12 protein-coding genes and 1 tRNA gene are annotated in these 15,611 nt (G+C 69.9%); 6 read left to right on the top strand and 7 right to left on the bottom strand.

The genetic code is table 11. The features are described 5' to 3' along the window. Positions 1-66: 66 nt before the first annotated feature. Positions 67-906, top strand: a complete 840-nt coding sequence (locus HNR40_RS13285) for a hypothetical protein (protein ID WP_184960868.1) — start codon at positions 67-69, stop codon at positions 904-906. A 111-nt stretch (positions 907-1,017) separates the two neighbouring features. On the opposite strand, the gene HNR40_RS13280 is transcribed toward HNR40_RS13285, so the two are convergent. Then, on the bottom strand, positions 1,018-1,602 hold the full coding sequence (locus HNR40_RS13280) for an ANTAR domain-containing response regulator (RefSeq protein ID WP_312896323.1): 585 nt from the start codon (positions 1,600-1,602) through the stop codon (positions 1,018-1,020). A 105-nt stretch (positions 1,603-1,707) separates the two neighbouring features. Here HNR40_RS13280 and HNR40_RS13275 point away from each other — a divergent pair. Next, positions 1,708-1,793 (top strand) — tRNA-Leu (locus HNR40_RS13275). 43 nt (positions 1,794-1,836) lie between these two features. Beyond that, positions 1,837-2,604: a helix-turn-helix domain-containing protein gene (locus HNR40_RS13270; protein ID WP_184960866.1), complete on the top strand. Its 768-nt coding sequence runs from the start codon at positions 1,837-1,839 to the stop codon at positions 2,602-2,604. Positions 2,605-2,979: 375 nt separating this feature from the next. Here the strand turns inward: HNR40_RS13270 and HNR40_RS13265 are convergent, their stop codons facing one another. Next, a complete protein-coding gene (locus tag HNR40_RS13265) occupies positions 2,980-3,279 on the bottom strand; it encodes an ATP-binding cassette domain-containing protein (RefSeq protein WP_312896322.1) in 300 nt (99 codons plus the stop codon). A gap of 168 nt (positions 3,280-3,447) precedes the next feature. Here HNR40_RS13265 and HNR40_RS13260 point away from each other — a divergent pair, with 168 nt between their 5' ends. Further along, on the top strand, positions 3,448-3,867 hold the full coding sequence (locus HNR40_RS13260) for a pyridoxamine 5'-phosphate oxidase family protein (protein ID WP_184960864.1): 420 nt from the start codon (positions 3,448-3,450) through the stop codon (positions 3,865-3,867). 17 nt (positions 3,868-3,884) lie between these two features. Next, on the top strand, positions 3,885-4,847 hold the full coding sequence (dapD, locus tag HNR40_RS13255; protein WP_184960862.1) for a 2,3,4,5-tetrahydropyridine-2,6-dicarboxylate N-succinyltransferase: 963 nt from the start codon (positions 3,885-3,887) through the stop codon (positions 4,845-4,847). 64 nt (positions 4,848-4,911) lie between these two features. On the opposite strand, the gene pyk is transcribed toward dapD, so the two are convergent. From pyk to HNR40_RS13240, 3 genes are all read right to left on the bottom strand, one after another. Beyond that, positions 4,912-6,342: a pyruvate kinase gene (gene pyk / locus HNR40_RS13250; RefSeq protein ID WP_184960860.1), complete on the bottom strand. Its 1,431-nt coding sequence runs from the start codon at positions 6,340-6,342 to the stop codon at positions 4,912-4,914. Between the two features lie 80 nt (positions 6,343-6,422). Continuing rightward, positions 6,423-6,773, bottom strand: a complete 351-nt coding sequence (locus tag HNR40_RS13245) for a DUF2784 domain-containing protein (protein WP_184960858.1) — start codon at positions 6,771-6,773, stop codon at positions 6,423-6,425. Between the two features lie 15 nt (positions 6,774-6,788). Beyond that, positions 6,789-8,399, bottom strand: a complete 1,611-nt coding sequence (locus HNR40_RS13240; RefSeq protein ID WP_246509029.1) for a S8 family peptidase — start codon at positions 8,397-8,399, stop codon at positions 6,789-6,791. 183 nt (positions 8,400-8,582) lie between these two features. Here HNR40_RS13240 and HNR40_RS13235 point away from each other — a divergent pair, with 183 nt between their 5' ends. Continuing rightward, on the top strand, positions 8,583-9,374 hold the full coding sequence (locus HNR40_RS13235) for a neutral zinc metallopeptidase (RefSeq protein WP_184960854.1): 792 nt from the start codon (positions 8,583-8,585) through the stop codon (positions 9,372-9,374). A 222-nt stretch (positions 9,375-9,596) separates the two neighbouring features. Here HNR40_RS13235 and HNR40_RS13230 read toward each other — a convergent pair whose 3' ends face one another. Together HNR40_RS13230 and gltB are read right to left on the bottom strand one after the other, a co-directional pair. Beyond that, a complete protein-coding gene (locus tag HNR40_RS13230; RefSeq protein WP_184960852.1) occupies positions 9,597-11,075 on the bottom strand; it encodes a glutamate synthase subunit beta in 1,479 nt (492 codons plus the stop codon). A 9-nt stretch (positions 11,076-11,084) separates the two neighbouring features. Then, the gene (gene gltB / locus HNR40_RS13225; protein WP_184960850.1) at positions 11,085-15,584 is read right to left on the bottom strand and encodes a glutamate synthase large subunit; all 4,500 of its coding nucleotides are present in this window, start codon (positions 15,582-15,584) and stop codon (positions 11,085-11,087) included. Positions 15,585-15,611 lie beyond the last annotated feature (27 nt).

Raw genomic sequence — 15,611 nt, 5'->3', positions numbered from 1 at the left:
TTACGATGCGCAGTCGTGACTCCTCCTTAACCTGGCCCGGTCGCGAGCCGCCTCTACTGTGGCGATGTGAAGCGCACCGCCGCCCTCCTGGTCCTGGTCCTCGGCCTTTCCGCCTGTGGAGCCACTCCGCCCGCCCCCTCCACGAGCCCCCCGCAGGGGCTCACCGTGACCCTCACGCAGGGACGATCCGACATGCCCAAGCACATGCTGAGCGTGGTCATGGCCAACCGCGGAAGCACCCCCGCGTGGGTGTCCGACGTGCGGTTGAGCGGGCCTTCGTTCCAGGAGACCGGGTTCTCGCGCATGGACACCGCCATCAAGAGCGTTCCGGTCGCCTTGCGCATCTCGTACGGCGCCGCCAAGTGCGCCGCCGGAGCCGTCCCCGAACTACGGCCGGCGCGGGTGATCGCGCACGTCAAGGCGGGAGACGAACCCTCACGCGAGGTCACCTGGGCGCTGCCCCATCCGGACCCGTTGCTGGCGAAGCTCTTCCGGGAGGAATGCGAGCAGTTCCTGGTGCAGCAGGCGGTGACGGTGGGGTTCGGGTCGGCGTGGACCGAGAAGGACAAGGTCCTCCACGGCAGTGTTATCGTGACGCGCCGCGATAGCAACGAAGATGTGACCATTACCGAGTTGTCAGGCAACGTGCACTATGAGCTGACTTCTCGGAAAACGACCCTCAAGGCGGGCACGGCGCGGCTGGAGATCCCCATCCAGATCACCCCGGGCCGCTGCGACCCGCACTCGTTCGCGGAAGCCAAGATCGCCATGCTCTTCAACGCCCGGGTGGCACTGGGCGCCGGCGAACCGCGTTTCCTGGTCTTCCGCTCCGACACCGTCCAGACGCCCACCATGCGCCTGGACCAGCTCATCCTCGGCTACGCCCGCAAGACCTGCGGCCTCTAGCCTTCACACCCCCCAGGGCTCCTCACGGTGCTTCCTCCCGCGGGGAGCACCCGAGGGGTGCGGGAGGACCGAGGCGCGCGGCCATGGCCGATGTTGAGCTCTCGGCCGGAGCTATTCGGACTTGGTGGCGTCCGCGACGACGATCTGGGCCACTTCGCGCATGCTGAGGCGCCGGTCCATCGAGGCCTTCTGGATCCACCGGAACGCCTGCGGCTCGCTCCACCCGTGCGCCGCCATGAGCAGCCCCTTGGCCCGCTCGACCAGCTTGCGGGTCTCCAGCCGCTCGGACAGGCTGGACACCTCGGTGGCCAGCGCCACCATCTCCTCGTGCCGGCTGACCGCCATCTCGATCGCCGGCACCAGGTCCGCCTTCGTGAACGGCTTGACCAGATAGGCCATCGCCCCCGCGTCCCTGGCCCGCTCGACCAGGTCCCGCTGGGAGAAGGCGGTGAGGATGAGACAGGGGGCCACCCGTTCGGCGACGATCCGCTCGGCCGCCGAGATGCCGTCGAGCACGGGCATCTTGACGTCGAGAATGACGAGGTCGGGCTTGAGTTCGGTGGCCAGCAGTATCGCCTGCTCACCGTCACCCGCCTCACCCACGACGACGTAGCCGTCCTCCTCAAGCATCTCCTTGAGGTCGAGGCGGATCAGCGCCTCGTCTTCCGCGATCACTACTCGCCGCTGCGTACTCACGAGCAGAAGAGTACCGAGGTCCGCTACATTAGATCCACGCCGGTGTCCGAACCTGATCTAGTCAGGCGCGTCCCGGCACAAAACCGGATTTTGCCGGTTTTCCCAGCCGGAATGATGGAATGGCAGACATAGGCGCCTCAAAAGCGCCCGCTCGAGAGGGCGTGCGGGTTCGAATCCCGCTTCCGGCACCACCACACCTCCAAAACTGTCAGTGACGACAGACACACTGAGCGCATGCACCCTCGCGACACCGTCGACCGCGCGCTCCACCTCTCCGCCCAAGGACTCTCCGACCACCAGATCGCCGGAGCCTGCGGGGTCTCCGCCGGAGCCGTCAGAAAGTGGCGCACGGGCGACCGCAGGGCACGTGACGACCCCCGATCATCGGGCTCCTGCGTGCGATGCGCGCGCAGCCCTCTGCCTCCCCAGCCGCCCGGCGTCTACGCCTACCTCCTGGGCCTTTACCTCGGCGACGGGCACGTCGTCCACCATCGGCGCGGCGTCTACAGGCTCATGATCTCCTGCTCGGCGTCCTGGCCCGGTCTGATCGAGGCGGCCGCGCAGGCCATGGCCGCAGTGCTCCCGAGCTCTGTCGGGCTGCTGAGGCGACCGGGCTGCGTGGTGGTCAACAGCTACTCCAAGCACTGGCCGCATCTGCTCCCCCAGCACGGCCCGGGCAAGAAGCACCACCGCCCAATCGTCCTGGAGCCATGGCAGGAGCACATCGCCGATTCCTTTCCCGGCGACCTGGTGCGGGGGCTCATGCACTCCGACGGCTACCGCGGGCTGAACCGCGTCCGCCGCCATTTCAACGGCCGCGACCACTGGTACGAGTATCCGCGTTACCTGTTCAAGAACGAGTCGGGCGACATCCTGCGGATCTGTGGTGAGGCCCTTGACCGGCTGGGGGTCGCCTGGCGCCACAGCAAGCGCAACGAGATCTCCGTGGCCCGGCGGGAGGCGGTGGCGTTGCTCGACTGCCATGTCGGCCCGAAGACGTGAGGGACGGGGCGAATGCAGAGGATGAAGCGGCGACAAGACCTCGGACCAACCGCTGTGACGCGCCCCGCAGGGCCGGGCCGGCGTGACTCGGCCTGCCGTCGGACCGACCTGGACTTTGCGCCGCCCGGACAGGGGGAAGCGGGCGGGTGAAGAGGGTGCGGGTCGGTGGGGTACGCGGGTTTCTGTGGTGAGGCCGTCTGGATGGGCGGGTGAGGTTTAGGTGGCATGGAGGGCTGTGGTTGGGGAGGTGCGGGCGGCTCTTACGGCTGGGTACAGGCTGGCCAGGGTGCCTACGGCAAGGCTGGCGGTTCACCTGCCCGTCTCTGACGCGTACCTGGCGGGTCAGGGCGGCGGCGATCTCGGGGGCGTGGGTGATCACGGCGATGGTCGCGCCGTCGCGGTTGAGCTCGTGCAGGAGATCGAGTACGGCCGCGCCCGACCCGGTGTCCAGCGCGCCGGTGGATTCGTCGCCAGGAGCAGGTCGGGTTCGCCGGCGACGGCGCGGGCGATGGCCTCGCGCTGCTTCTGGCCGCCGGACAGTTCGTGGGGCCGGTGGCGCATGCGGTCAGCCAGGCCGACGCGCTCCAGGGCTTCGGCGGCCCTCCGGTGGTGGAGACGGTGCCCAGGGCCGGTTACCGGATCGGCGCATCTACGAGCGGACCCGGCTGACGGCATCGTTCGGCGGGCGGCGGCCCGGTGGCTCTCGTCTACTTCCCGCTGCGCGACAGCGTCGTGGCGGCTGAGGCGAATCCGGGTGGCGGGCTGACGGTCCGCGTCACGTTCGGCGGGGCTTCGCTGGGTTAGGGTCGGCGGCAGGAGTACGACGATCTTCGGGGGGTTGCCGTGGCGTTGAGCGCTGCTGATCGGGAGGCGTTCCTGGCCGAGCCGCACATCGGGGCGGTCGCGGTGGAGGCGGGCGAGGGCCGGGCGCCGCTGAACGTGCCCATCTGGTACGACTACGAGCCGGGCGGCATGGTGTCGTTCCTCACCGACGGCGATTCGGTCAAGGCGCAGCTGATCGGCAAGGCGGGCCGGGTGTCGATGCTCGCCCAGCGGAGCCACCCCACCTACCGCTACGTGTCCGCGGAAGGCCCGGTGGTCGCGAAGAATCCGACCACGCTGGCGGAGATGACCAGGATCGTCGCCCGCTACCTGCCCGAGGACGCGGTCTCCGGCTACGTCGAGCAGTCGAACCTCGCCGTCCTCGTCACGTTCCACATGCGGCCCGAGCGGTGGCTGTCGGCCGACCTCGGCACCATCTGACCCGGTATTTTGGGTCCGTGACTGCTATCGACCCCACCACCACCGGCGCCCACGGCATCGGCCTGGCCACCATCGCCGCCGACGGCACCGTGCTCGACACCTGGTTCCCCGCGCCCGAGCTGGGCGAGCCAGGCTTCGCCGGCACCGAACGCCTCACCGCCGACGAGGCGGGCGAGCTGGCCGCCCTGACCGGCCCCGACCCGGCGCGCGGCGTCGAGGTCGTCGCCGTGCGCACCGGCATCGCCAAACTGTCGGAGGCCCCGGCCGACGCGCACGACGCGTACCTGCGTCTGCATCTGCTGTCGTCGCGTCTGGTACGCCCGCGCGGGCTGAGCCTGGACGGGTTGTTCGGGCTGCTGGCCAACGTCGTGTGGACCGACCGGGGGCCGTGCGCGGTGGACGGGTTCGAGCGGACCCGGTTGCGGTTGCGCGCCACGGGGGCGGTGACGGTCTACGGCGTGGACAAGTTCCCGAGGATGGTCGACTACGTGCTGCCCTCCGGTGTCCGCGTGGCCGACGCCGACCGGGTGCGGCTCGGCGCCCACCTGGCCTCGGGCACGACCGTGATGCACGAGGGCTTCGTCAACTTCAACGCCGGCACGCTGGGCGCCTCGATGGTCGAGGGCCGCATCTCGGCCGGCGTCGTCGTCGGCGACGGCTCCGACGTGGGCGGCGGCGCGTCGATCATGGGCACGCTGTCGGGCGGCGGCAAGGAGGTCATCGCGATCGGCGAGCGCTGCCTGCTGGGCGCCAACGCCGGTGTGGGGATCTCGCTGGGCGACGACTGCGTGGTGGAGGCGGGCCTGTACGTCACGGCCGGCACCAAGATCGCGCTGCCGGACGGCCGCGTGGTGAAGGGCAAGGAGCTGTCGGGCTCCAACGGCCTGCTGTTCCGCCGCAACTCCCAGTCGGGCGCGGTCGAGGCGGTCGCCCGCACCGGTCAGCGCATCGAGCTCAACGCCACCCTGCACGCCAACTGAGTCCCGGAAGCGGGAAACCCCGCGAGACCGGGTAGGCGGCGCTCGCGGGGTTTCGGCAGAAGGGCTAGTGGGCGTGCGACACGGCGGAGCCGATGGTGTGCACGCGCAGCGCGTTGGTGGAGCCCGGGGTGCCGGGAGGGGAACCGGCGACGATGACGACCTTGTCGCCCTTCTCCAGCCGGCCCAGCGACAGCAGTGACGCCTCCACCTGGCGGACCATGTCGTCGGTGTGGTGGACGAACGGCACGTGGAAGGTCTCCACGCCCCATGTCAGCGACAGCTGCCCGCGTACGTGCGGCGCCGAGGTGAAGGCGAGCAGCGGGATCGGCGAGCGGTAGCGGGCCAGGCGGCGCGCGGTCTCGCCGGACATCGTGAAGGCGACCAGCGCCTTGGCGCCCACGATGGCGCCGACTTCGGCGGCGGCGCGGGCGATGGCGCCGCCGGTGGTCTCCGGCAGCCGGTCGAGGCTGTGCGTGGCCGTCAGGGAGGCCTTCTCGGCGGCGCAGGCGATGCGGTCCATCGTGGAGACGGCCTCGATGGGGTAGTTGCCGACCGAGGTCTCGCCGGAGAGCATGACGGCGTCGGCGCCGTCCATGACGGCGTAGGCCACGTCGGAGGTCTCGGCCCTGGTGGGGCGTGGGGCGTTCATCATCGAGTCGAGCATCTGGGTGGCGACGATGACCGGCCTGGCCTTCTCGCGGCACAGCTCGATGATGCGCCGCTGGACGATCGGCACCTCTTCGAGCGGGAGCTCGACGCCCAGGTCGCCGCGGGCCACCATGATGCCGTCGAAGGCCTCGACGATCTCCGGGAGGCGTTCGACGGCCTGCGGCTTCTCGATCTTGGCGAGCAGCGGCAGGCGTACGGCCTCCTGCTCCATGATGTTGCGGACCACGTCGGCGTCCGAAGGACGGCGGACGAACGACAGCGCGATCATGTCGAAGCCGGTGCGCAGCGCCCAGCGCAGGTCGGCCTCGTCCTTGTCGGTGAGCGCGGGGGCGCTGACGTTGACGCCGGGCAGGTTGAGGCCCTTGTTGTCGGAGATCATCCCGCCGATGACGACGCGGGTGGTCACGCGCTGGCCGTCGACGCGGGTCACCTCCAGCACCAGGCGGCCGTCGTCGACCAGGATCGTGTCGCCGGAGCGCACGTCGCCGGGCAGGCCCTTGTAGGTGGTGGAGACCTGCTCGCGGTCGCCGGGCACGTCTTCGGTGGTGACGGTGAAGACGTCGCCGAACCCGAGCCGGACCGGGCCCTCCTCGAAGGTGCCCACGCGGATCTTGGGGCCTTGCAGGTCGGCGAGCACGCCTACGCCGCGGCCGAGGTCGGCCGCCACCTCCCTCACCCGGTCGAATACCTCTTTGTGCATCTCATGGTTGCCATGCGAGAGGTTGAAGCGGGCGACATCCATCCCGGCGGCGATCAGCTCGCGCAGTCGCTCGGGGGAAGATGTGGCGGGGCCAAGTGTGCAGACGATTTTCGCGCGACGAGTCACGTGTCCCACCTTAATTGGTACAGACCACTTGATGGAGCGAAGCGAGCATCCTCGGTCGCTGCATCATTGTGAGGACCCCGTCATCGACGTCGGAGAACGTAGCCGATATAGGAGAACAGCACGAGAACGGCCACACCCCAGCGTGCCAAGAGTGTGTATTCCTCCGGGTAGATCACACCTTCGATGTAGTGGTCGATGAACCCGGAGTCCGGCAGCCCCGCCTGCCCGGCCCGCTCACGGCCCCAGTCTTCGACCAGGGTCAGCGGGCACTCCACACCTGTCGTGATTGACAGTACACCCCAGGCGACCACGGCCAGGTGGATCCAGATGGTACGCCGCCAGCGCCAGGCCAGAAACCCGCCGACGGCCATGTAGACGAGGAAGGCGAAGTGCACCAGCATCGCGGCTTCTGCGATGAGGCGGTACCCCATGCCCCGACCCTACATTCAGCGCTTGACGGTGGTGGCGTTCAGCGCGTTGACGATGCCGCGGCCGTAGAAGCCGTTCTTGTCCTTGCCGCCTTCGCAGGTGTGCGTGGCCTCCTCGCCGTAGACCTGGTAGACGTACGCGCGCGGCGTCGGGCAGGCCTTGGGGGTGGCGCTCTTGTTGAGCAGCTTCTCCACCGTCGCGGGAGACAGTGTGAGGCCGCCCTTGCCCGGCTTGCCGAAGCGGCTGATCAGCAGGGCGGCGACGCCGGTGGCGTGCGGGGCGGCCATCGAGGTGCCGTCCAGGTACTGGTAGTACGAGCACGTGCCCTTGGAGCAGTCGCGGACCACTTCGTTCGTCTTCGGCTTGCCGTTCTTGTCGATCTTGTCGTTGGCGCGCAGTGCCGACTCGGGCGCGGCGGCGAGGATGGAGCGGGTGGGCGAGGCGCCCTTGCCGTCGAGCGCGTCGCCGCCGGGCGCGGCCAGGTCGGTCTGCTCGACGCCGTAGTCGCTGTAGATCGACTTGCGGCCGGACGGGCCGACCGCCGAGATCGAGATGACGCCCTTCGACTCGGCCGGCACGTTCAGGCACGAGTTGTCGATACGGCGTACGCGCTCGTCGCCACGTGGGTAGCCGGGGCTGTCCTTGTCCACCTCCGGCCTGCCCAGGTCGGTGGCGCCGTTGCCGAGGGCGGAGATGAGCGTGACGCCCTTGCCCCTGGCGTAGTTCAGGGCGCGCTGCATGCCGGTGATGATGGCCCGCTGCTCGGACCGCTCGCGGGCGCTGTCGGCCTTGTTGGCGGTGCAGTTGAACAGCCACGGGTCCACGTAGTAGCTCATGTTGACCACGTCGACGCCGATGTCGGCGGCGTAGGTGAGGGCGTCGAGGCTGGGCTTGAGGAAGAAGAAGCCGGAGTCCTGGCCGGCGCGGATGTTCACCAGCCGCACGCCGGGGGCGACGCCGGCGACGCCGACGCCGTTCAGCGGGGAGGCGATCGTGCTGGCCACGTGGGTGCCGTGGCCGTCGTCGTCGCGGTCGACCGGGTCCTTGCAGCCGGCCGCCTCGCAGGGGCCGTCGAGCGTTTCGCCGTGCTTGTCGTTGGGGCGGTCGGTGACGAAGTTTCGCGACAGGGCGCGCTCGAAGTTCGGCGCGATGTCCGGGTGGTTGCCGTCGATGCCGGTGTCGATGACGCCGACCAGCACCTTTTTGCTGCCGGGCAGGGTGGCGTTGGCCTTGTCGGCGCCGATCATCCGCATGTCCCACTGCCGCGAGGCCAGCGGCTCGCGGCCCTTGACCGCGCCTTCGCGGGCCGAGGCGTCGGGGAAGGCGCTGGCCGTACCGGGGAGTGCGGGGCTCGCCGAGGCGTACCCGATCTTGCGGTCGGAGGAGACGCCCACGACAGCCGGGTCGTCGTCGAGTGCGGCGGCGAACCGTTCCCCCGCACCCCTGGCCAGCACGTATCCAAGCCGTTCCTCAGTCCGTACGGCGGAGCCGCCGGCCCGCCCGATCGCGCCGAGCGTTTCTTGCCGCTTGCCGTCGGCGTAGAAGACCAGGAAGTCCGCGCTCGCCTCGGAGCCGCTCGGGACCTGCGCGGCCGGGGCGCAGGCGGTCAGTGAGGTGACGACGGCCAACCCCGCCAAGACTGAGGCGATCCGCCGCATTGCTCCCCCTTTGTTCCAGCCAGAAAACGCATCTTTCCGACACTCACCCAATCGGTCAACTTCATCCCGATATTTCGCTATCTATTGGTAGATGCGGTGGCTTTCAGGTGAGCGGCAACCGGCTTTCAAGAGGCTCCGGCCACCGTGAACGGCATGAGACTCACCGCCGTCGCCGCCACCGCGCTCACCGCCGCGGCCCTGGCCAGCCTCGCGCCGAGCCCGGCGATGGCCGGCTCGTACCCGATCAAGGACCGCCGCCTCACCCACAACGCCCTGTACAAGAGCGGCCAGTTCCCGGCCTCCGCCTGCCGGCTCCCCGCCCCGGCCAACCGTGGGCACGCGGCCGTGCGGGCGTACCTGACCACGACCTACACCTGCCTGAACACCGCCTGGGGCAAGCACCTGCGGGCCAACGGGCCGGCCTCGGCCAAGCCGTCGTTCACTTACATGACCAGCGGCAACGCGCCCTTCTGCCAGGGCAAGGCCGCCGACATCATGCCCGGCGCCTACTGCAACCCCACCGGCGTCATCGGCGTCTATCTGCCGGGTCCGGTCAGGGAGTACGCGCCCGAGGTGGGCTTCATGCTGGTCATGGCGCACGAGTACGGTCACCACGTCCAGCGGCTGACCGGCGTGCTGCAGGGGGCGGTCCAGGAGAAGTACACCTCCAAGGCCCACGTCCTGGAGGCCCAGCGGCGTTACGAGCTGCAGGCCGACTGCCTGGCCGGTGTGTACATCGGCAGCGTGTGGGACGCCCAGAAGCGCTCGGTCCCCGAGTGGGGCGCGCTGATCGCCATCGCCTGGTCGCTGGGCGGCGAGAAGGGCAGCAAGACCAACGACCACGGCAGCCGCGCCAACCGGGCCCGCTGGTTCAACAAGGGCTTCGCCGCCGAGACCCCGTCAGCCTGCAACACCTGGACGGCGAACCCAGCCACGGTCGCCTGACCCCAAAGCTCCCAGCCACAAAAGGCAGGCCCCAAAAACCGAAGGCCCAGTACGGGCTCGGTGCTCTGCGAACCGTGGGGCCAGGGGCACGGGACTCGCCGGGGCACAGCACGAGCGGGATGGCCGGGCGGCCGACGTGGCCGGGTAGAGGCTGCGAGGGTGGGCCGGAAAGGGGGGTTGGCGGGGCGGTTGGGGCCGCCCCGCCGTACAGCGTGAAAAGGGTCAGACGAGCGAGCGGGCCGTCGGGAGGATCGGGTACGGCAGCGCCGTCTCCCCCGTCAGGAACGCGTCCACCCGGGAGGCGGCGGCGCGGCCCTCGGCGATGGCCCAGACGATGAGCGACTGCCCACGCCCGATGTCCCCGGCCGAGAACACGCCCTCCACCGAGGTCATGTACGACGCGTCACGGGCCACGTTCCCGCGCTTGTCGTAGGCGACGCCCAGCTCCTCCAGCAGGACGGTCTTCTCGGGCCCGGTGAAGCCCATGGACAGCGTGACGAGCTCGGCGGGGATCTCCCGCTCGGTGCCCGGGATCGGCTTGAAGCCGTTCTGCGGGCCCTCGACCTCGACCAGCCGCAGCGCGCGGACGTTGCCCTCCGCGTCGCCGGCGAAGCCCAGGGTGGAGACGGCGTAGACGCGGTCGCCGCCGCCGTCGGCCAGTTCCTCGTGGGCGCTCTCCATCTTGAACAGCGTCGGGAACGTCGGCCACGGCTGCGAGCCCGCGCGGGACGCGGGCGGGCGCGGCATGATCTCCAGCTGGGTCACCGACGCGGCGCCCTGGCGGATGGCGGTGCCGATGCAGTCGGCGCCGGTGTCGCCGCCGCCGATGACCACGACGTGCTTGCCCCGGGCGTTCATCGACGAGTCGGCATCCGCGCCGGACTTGGGCGCATTGGATACCGCGCGGTTGGCCGGGGGCAGGTACTCCATCGCCTGGTAGACGCCGCGCAGCTCGCGGCCCTCGACGGGCAGGTCACGCCACTGGGTGGCGCCACCGGCCAGGACGACGGCGTCGAACTCGGACCGCAGCCGCGCCGCGGTGATGTCGACGCCGACGTTGACCGAGGTGCGGAACTCGGTGCCCTCGGCCCGCATCTGCTCCAGGCGCCGGTCGATGTGGCGCTTCTCCATCTTGAACTCGGGGATGCCGTAACGCAGCAGCCCGCCGATGGCGTCGGCCCGCTCGAACACGACGACGTCGTGCCCGGCGCGGGTGAGCTGCTGGGCGGCGGCCAGCCCGGCCGGGCCCGATCCGACCACGGCCACGCGCCGGCCGGTCCTGACCGCCGCGGGCTCGGGGCGGACCCAGCCCTCGGCGAAGGCCCGGTCGATGATCTCGACCTCGACCCGCTTGATCGCCACGGGGTCGGAGTTGATGCCGAGCACGCAGGCGGCCTCGCACGGGGCGGGGCACAGGCGGCCGGTGAACTCCGGGAAGTTGTTCGTGGCGTGCAGGCGTTCGATCGCCTCCTGGAAGTCCTCGCGGTAGACGAGGTCGTTCCATTCGGGGATGAGGTTGCCCAGCGGGCAGCCGTTGTGGCAGAACGGGATGCCGCAGTCCATGCAGCGGGCGGCCTGCTGGTTCAGCTTGGCCGGAGGGAAGTCCTGGTAGACCTCCTTCCAGTCCTGGATGCGCACGTCCACGGGACGGCGCGCGGGCAACTCCCTGTCGTGCGTGAGGAAACCCTTCGGGTCAGCCATGGAAGCCCCCTATCCCTGAACCGCAGCGGCCATGACCGCCTCGTCGATGTCCCGGCCTTCGATGCGGGCGGCCTCGGCGGCCTGCAGGACCCGCTTGTAGTCGGTCGGCATGATCTTGCTGAATCGTCCCGGATCCCAGGTGGCCAGCAGCGCGGCGGCCACCGACGAGCCGGTCTCGGCGAAGTGCCGCTCGACCGTCTCGCGCAGGAACTCCACGTCGTCGGCGCTGGGCTCCTCGATCGCGACCATCTCCCTGTTGACCCGGTTCACGTCCAGGTCGAGCAGGTACGCGATGCCGCCGGACATGCCGGCCGCGAAGTTGCGCCCGGTGGGGCCGAGGATGACGGCGCGGCCGCCGGTCATGTACTCGCAGCCGTGGTCGCCGACGCCTTCGACGACCGCGGTGGCGCCGGAGTTGCGTACGCAGAACCGCTCGCCCACGACTCCCCGGATGAACGCCTCACCTGAAGTAGCACCGTAAAGGGCGACATTTCCGGCAATGATGTGGCCGTCCAGCGGCGCCGCGTCGTGCGGCCGGACCGTGATGCGGCCACCCGACAGCCCCTTGCCCAGGTAGTCGTTGGCGTCGCCGGTCAGGCGCAGCGTGATGCCGCGCGGGATGAACGCGCCGAACGAGTTCCCGGCAGAACCGGTGAACGACACGTCGATCGTGTCGTCCGGCAGGCCGTCGCCGCCCCACTTCTTGGTGACGTGATGGCCGAGCATGGTGCCGACGGTCCGGTTGACGTTGCGGATCGGCAGGTCGAGCTTGACCGGCTCGCCGTACTGGATGGAACCCTCGGCCAGCTGGATGAGGGTGTTGTCCAGCGCGTGCTCCAGACCGTGGTCCTGGGACTTGGTCCGGCGCCGGGCGTCGCCGGCGGGCACGTCGACCTGGTGCAGGATCGGGGCGAGGTCGAGGCCGCTGGCCTTCCAGTGGTCCTCGGCGGCCGAGATGTCGAGCAGGCCGACCTGCCCGATCGCCTCGTCGAGCGAGCGGAAGCCCAGCTCGGCAAGGTACTCGCGGATCTCCTGCGCGATGAACTCGAAGAAGTTGACCACGAACTCGGGCTTGCCGGTGAAGCGCTTGCGCAGCTCCGGGTTCTGCGTGGCGACGCCCACCGGGCAGGTGTCGAGGTGGCAGACCCGCATCATCACGCAGCCGGAGACGACCAGCGGCGCGGTGGCGAAGCCGTACTCCTCGGCGCCGAGCAGCGCGGCGATCACCACGTCGCGGCCGGTCTTGAGCTGGCCGTCGACCTGCACCACGATCCGGTCGCGCAGGCCGTTGAGCAGGAGCGTCTGCTGGGTCTCGGCGAGGCCGAGCTCCCAGGGCGCGCCCGCGTGCTTCAGCGACGTGAGCGGCGAGGCGCCGGTGCCGCCGTCGTGGCCGGAGATGAGCACCACGTCGGCGTGCGCCTTGGACACGCCCGCGGCGACGGTGCCGACGCCGACCTCCGCGACCAGCTTCACGTGCACCCGGGAGACCGGGTTGGCGTTCTTCAGGTCGTGGATGAGCTGGGCCAGGTCCTCGATGGAGTAGATGTCGTGGTGCGGCGGCGGCGAGATGAGGCCGACGCCCGGGGTGGAGTGGCGGGTCTTGGCGATCCACGGGTAGACCTTGTGGCCGGGCAGCTGGCCGCCCTCGCCGGGCTTGGCGCCCTGGGCCATCTTGATCTGCAGGTCGTCGGCGTTGACCAGGTACTCGGAGGTCACGCCGAAGCGGCCGGAGGCCACCTGCTTGATCGCCGAGCGGCGGGAGATGTCGTAGAGCCGGTCCGGCTCCTCGCCGCCCTCGCCGGTGTTGGACTTGCCGCCGAGCTGGTTCATCGCGATCGCGAGCGTCTCGTGGGCCTCGCGCGAGATGGAGCCGTAGGACATCGCGCCGGTCGAGAACCGCTTGACGATCTCGCTGACCGGCTCGACCTCCTCGATCGGGATCGGGTTGCCGGGCTTGAGCCGGAACAGGCCGCGCAGCGTCATCAGCTTCTCGGCCTGCGAGTCGACGAGGTTCGTGTACTCCTTGAAGATCTCGTACTGCCGCGTGCGGGTGGCGTGCTGCAGCTTGAAGACCGTCTCGGGGTTGAACAGGTGCGGCTCGCCCTCGCGCCGCCACTGGTACTCGCCGCCGACCTCCAGGCGCCGGTGCGCGTTCTCGGCGCGCGGGTAGGCCCGCTTGTGCCGCTGCGCGACCTCTTCGGCCAGTACGGCGAAGCCGACGCCGCCGAGCCGCGAGGTGGTGCCGTTGAAGCAGGCGTCGACGACCTCGGCGCCCAGCCCGAGCGCCTCGAAGATCTGCGCACCGGTGTAGGAGGCGACGGTGGACACGCCCATCTTGGACATGACCTTGATGACGCCCTTGCCGTACGCCTTGATGAGGTTGCGCACGGCCTTGCGCTTGTCGATCGCGAGCACACCGGTGTCGACCAGGTCCTCGACGGTCTCGATGGCCAGGTAGGGGTTGATGACGCCGGCGCCGTAGCCCACGAGCAGGGCCATGTGGTGGCACTCGCGGGCCTCGCCGGTCTCGACCACCAGGCCGATCTTGGTGCGGGTCTTCTCCTGGATGAGGTGGTGGTGCACCGCGCCGGTCAGCATCAGCGACGGGATCGGCGCCATCTCGGCCGAGGAGCCTCGGTCGGACAGCACGAGGATGCGCGCGCCCTGCTCGATGGCCCGGGAGGCCTCGGCGCGGATCTCCTCCAGCCGCTGGAGCAGCGCCTCGCCGCCGCCCGCCACCGGGTACAGGCCCGAGATGGTGTGCGGGTGGAAGCCGGGCAGGTCGCCCTCGTCGTTGATGTGGATGATCTTCGCGAGCTCGTCGTTGTCGATCACCGGATAGGGCAGCACGAGCTGGCGGCAGCTCGTCGGCCCGGGGTCGAGGAGGTTGCCCTCGGGGCCGAGCACACTGGCCATCGAGGTGACGACCTCTTCCCGGATGGCGTCCAGCGGCGGGTTGGTGACCTGCGCGAACAGCTGCGTGAAGTAGTCGAACAGCAGCCGGGGCTTCTCGCTCAGGACCGCCACGGGCGTGTCGGTGCCCATCGACCCGATCGGCTCGGCGCCGTTCTTGGCCATCGGCGACAGGATGATGCGCAGCTCTTCCTCGGTGTAGCCGAAGGTCTGCTGCCGCCTGACCAGCGCCTCGTGCGTGGGGATCTCGCGCTGGCGGGCGCGCAGCTCCTCGAAGCGGACGAGCCCGGCGTGCAGCCACTCCTCGTACGGCAGCGCCGCCGCGAGCTCAGCCTTGATCTCGTCATCTTCGATGATCTTGCCACGGGCGGTGTCGATGAGGAACATCCGGCCCGGCTGCAGGCGGCCCTTGCGGACGACCTCCTCGGGCTTGAAGTCCAGCACGCCCGCCTCGGAGGCGAGCACGACGAGCCCGTCGGCGGTCACCCAGAACCGGCCGGGGCGCAGGCCGTTGCGGTCGAGCACCGCTCCGGCCAGGGTGCCGTCGGTGAAGGTGATCGAGGCGGGGCCGTCCCAGGCCTCCATCATCGAGGAGTGGAACTCGTAGAAGGCGCGGCGGGCCGGGTCCATCCCGGTGTGGTTCTCCCACGCCTCCGGGATCATCATGAGGACCGCGTGCGGGAGCGAGCGGCCGCCGATGTGGAGGAGCTCCAGGGCCTCGTCGAAGGAGGCGGTGTCGGACCCGTCCGGGTCACAGATGGGGAAAAGTCGCGAAATATCGCCTGGGATGTGCGCGGACTCCAGCATCGCCTCGCGCGCCCGCATCCAGTTGCGGTTGCCCTTGACCGTGTTGATCTCGCCGTTGTGCGCCACGTACCGGTACGGGTGGGCCAGCGGCCAGCTCGGGAAGGTGTTGGTCGAGAAGCGCGAGTGCACCAGCGCGATCGCGCTCTCGAAGCGCTCGTCGGTCAGGTCGGGGAAGAACGGCTCGACCTGGCCAGGGGTGAGCATGCCCTTGTAGACGATCGTGCGCGCGCTCAGCGAGGGGAAGTAGACGTCCACCTCGTGCTCGGCCCGCTTGCGCAGGCAGTACGCCAGCCGGTCCAGCTCCAGCCCGGACTCCCCATCGGGCCCGGCCACGAACAGCTGCTTGAAGAACGGCATGACGGCCCGGGCGCTCGGCCCGGGAAGAGCCCGGTCGACCGGCACGTCCCGCCAGCCGAGCACGGTCAGGCCCTCCTCGGCGGCGATCTCCTCGATCATGCGCACGCCGATCTCGCGCGCCTCGGAGTCGCTGGCCAGGAAGGCCGTGCCCACGGCGTACTCGCCCGCCGGAGGCAGCGCGAACGGCACGTTCGCGCGCAGGAATGCATCGGGGATCTGCGTCAGGATCCCGGCTCCGTCGCCGGTGTCCGGCTCGCTACCCTTGGCCCCCCGGTGGTCAAGGTTGCACAACGCCTCCAAGGCCTTCTCCACGATGCCGTGGCCACGTCGTCCGGCGACGTCGGCCACCATGGCCACGCCGCAGGCGTCATGCTCGTTGGCGGGGTGGTAGAGGCCCTGGGGCTCGGGGAACCCGAGGTGGGCAGCAGGCATTGAATCCCTCCCGTCGTCTCTTCGCTT

It is taken from the genome of Nonomuraea endophytica (assembly GCF_014203235.1).
In the GTDB taxonomy this organism is placed as follows: domain Bacteria; phylum Actinomycetota; class Actinomycetes; order Streptosporangiales; family Streptosporangiaceae; genus Nonomuraea; species Nonomuraea endophytica.
This window is presented reverse-complemented; position numbering and strand designations above follow the sequence as displayed.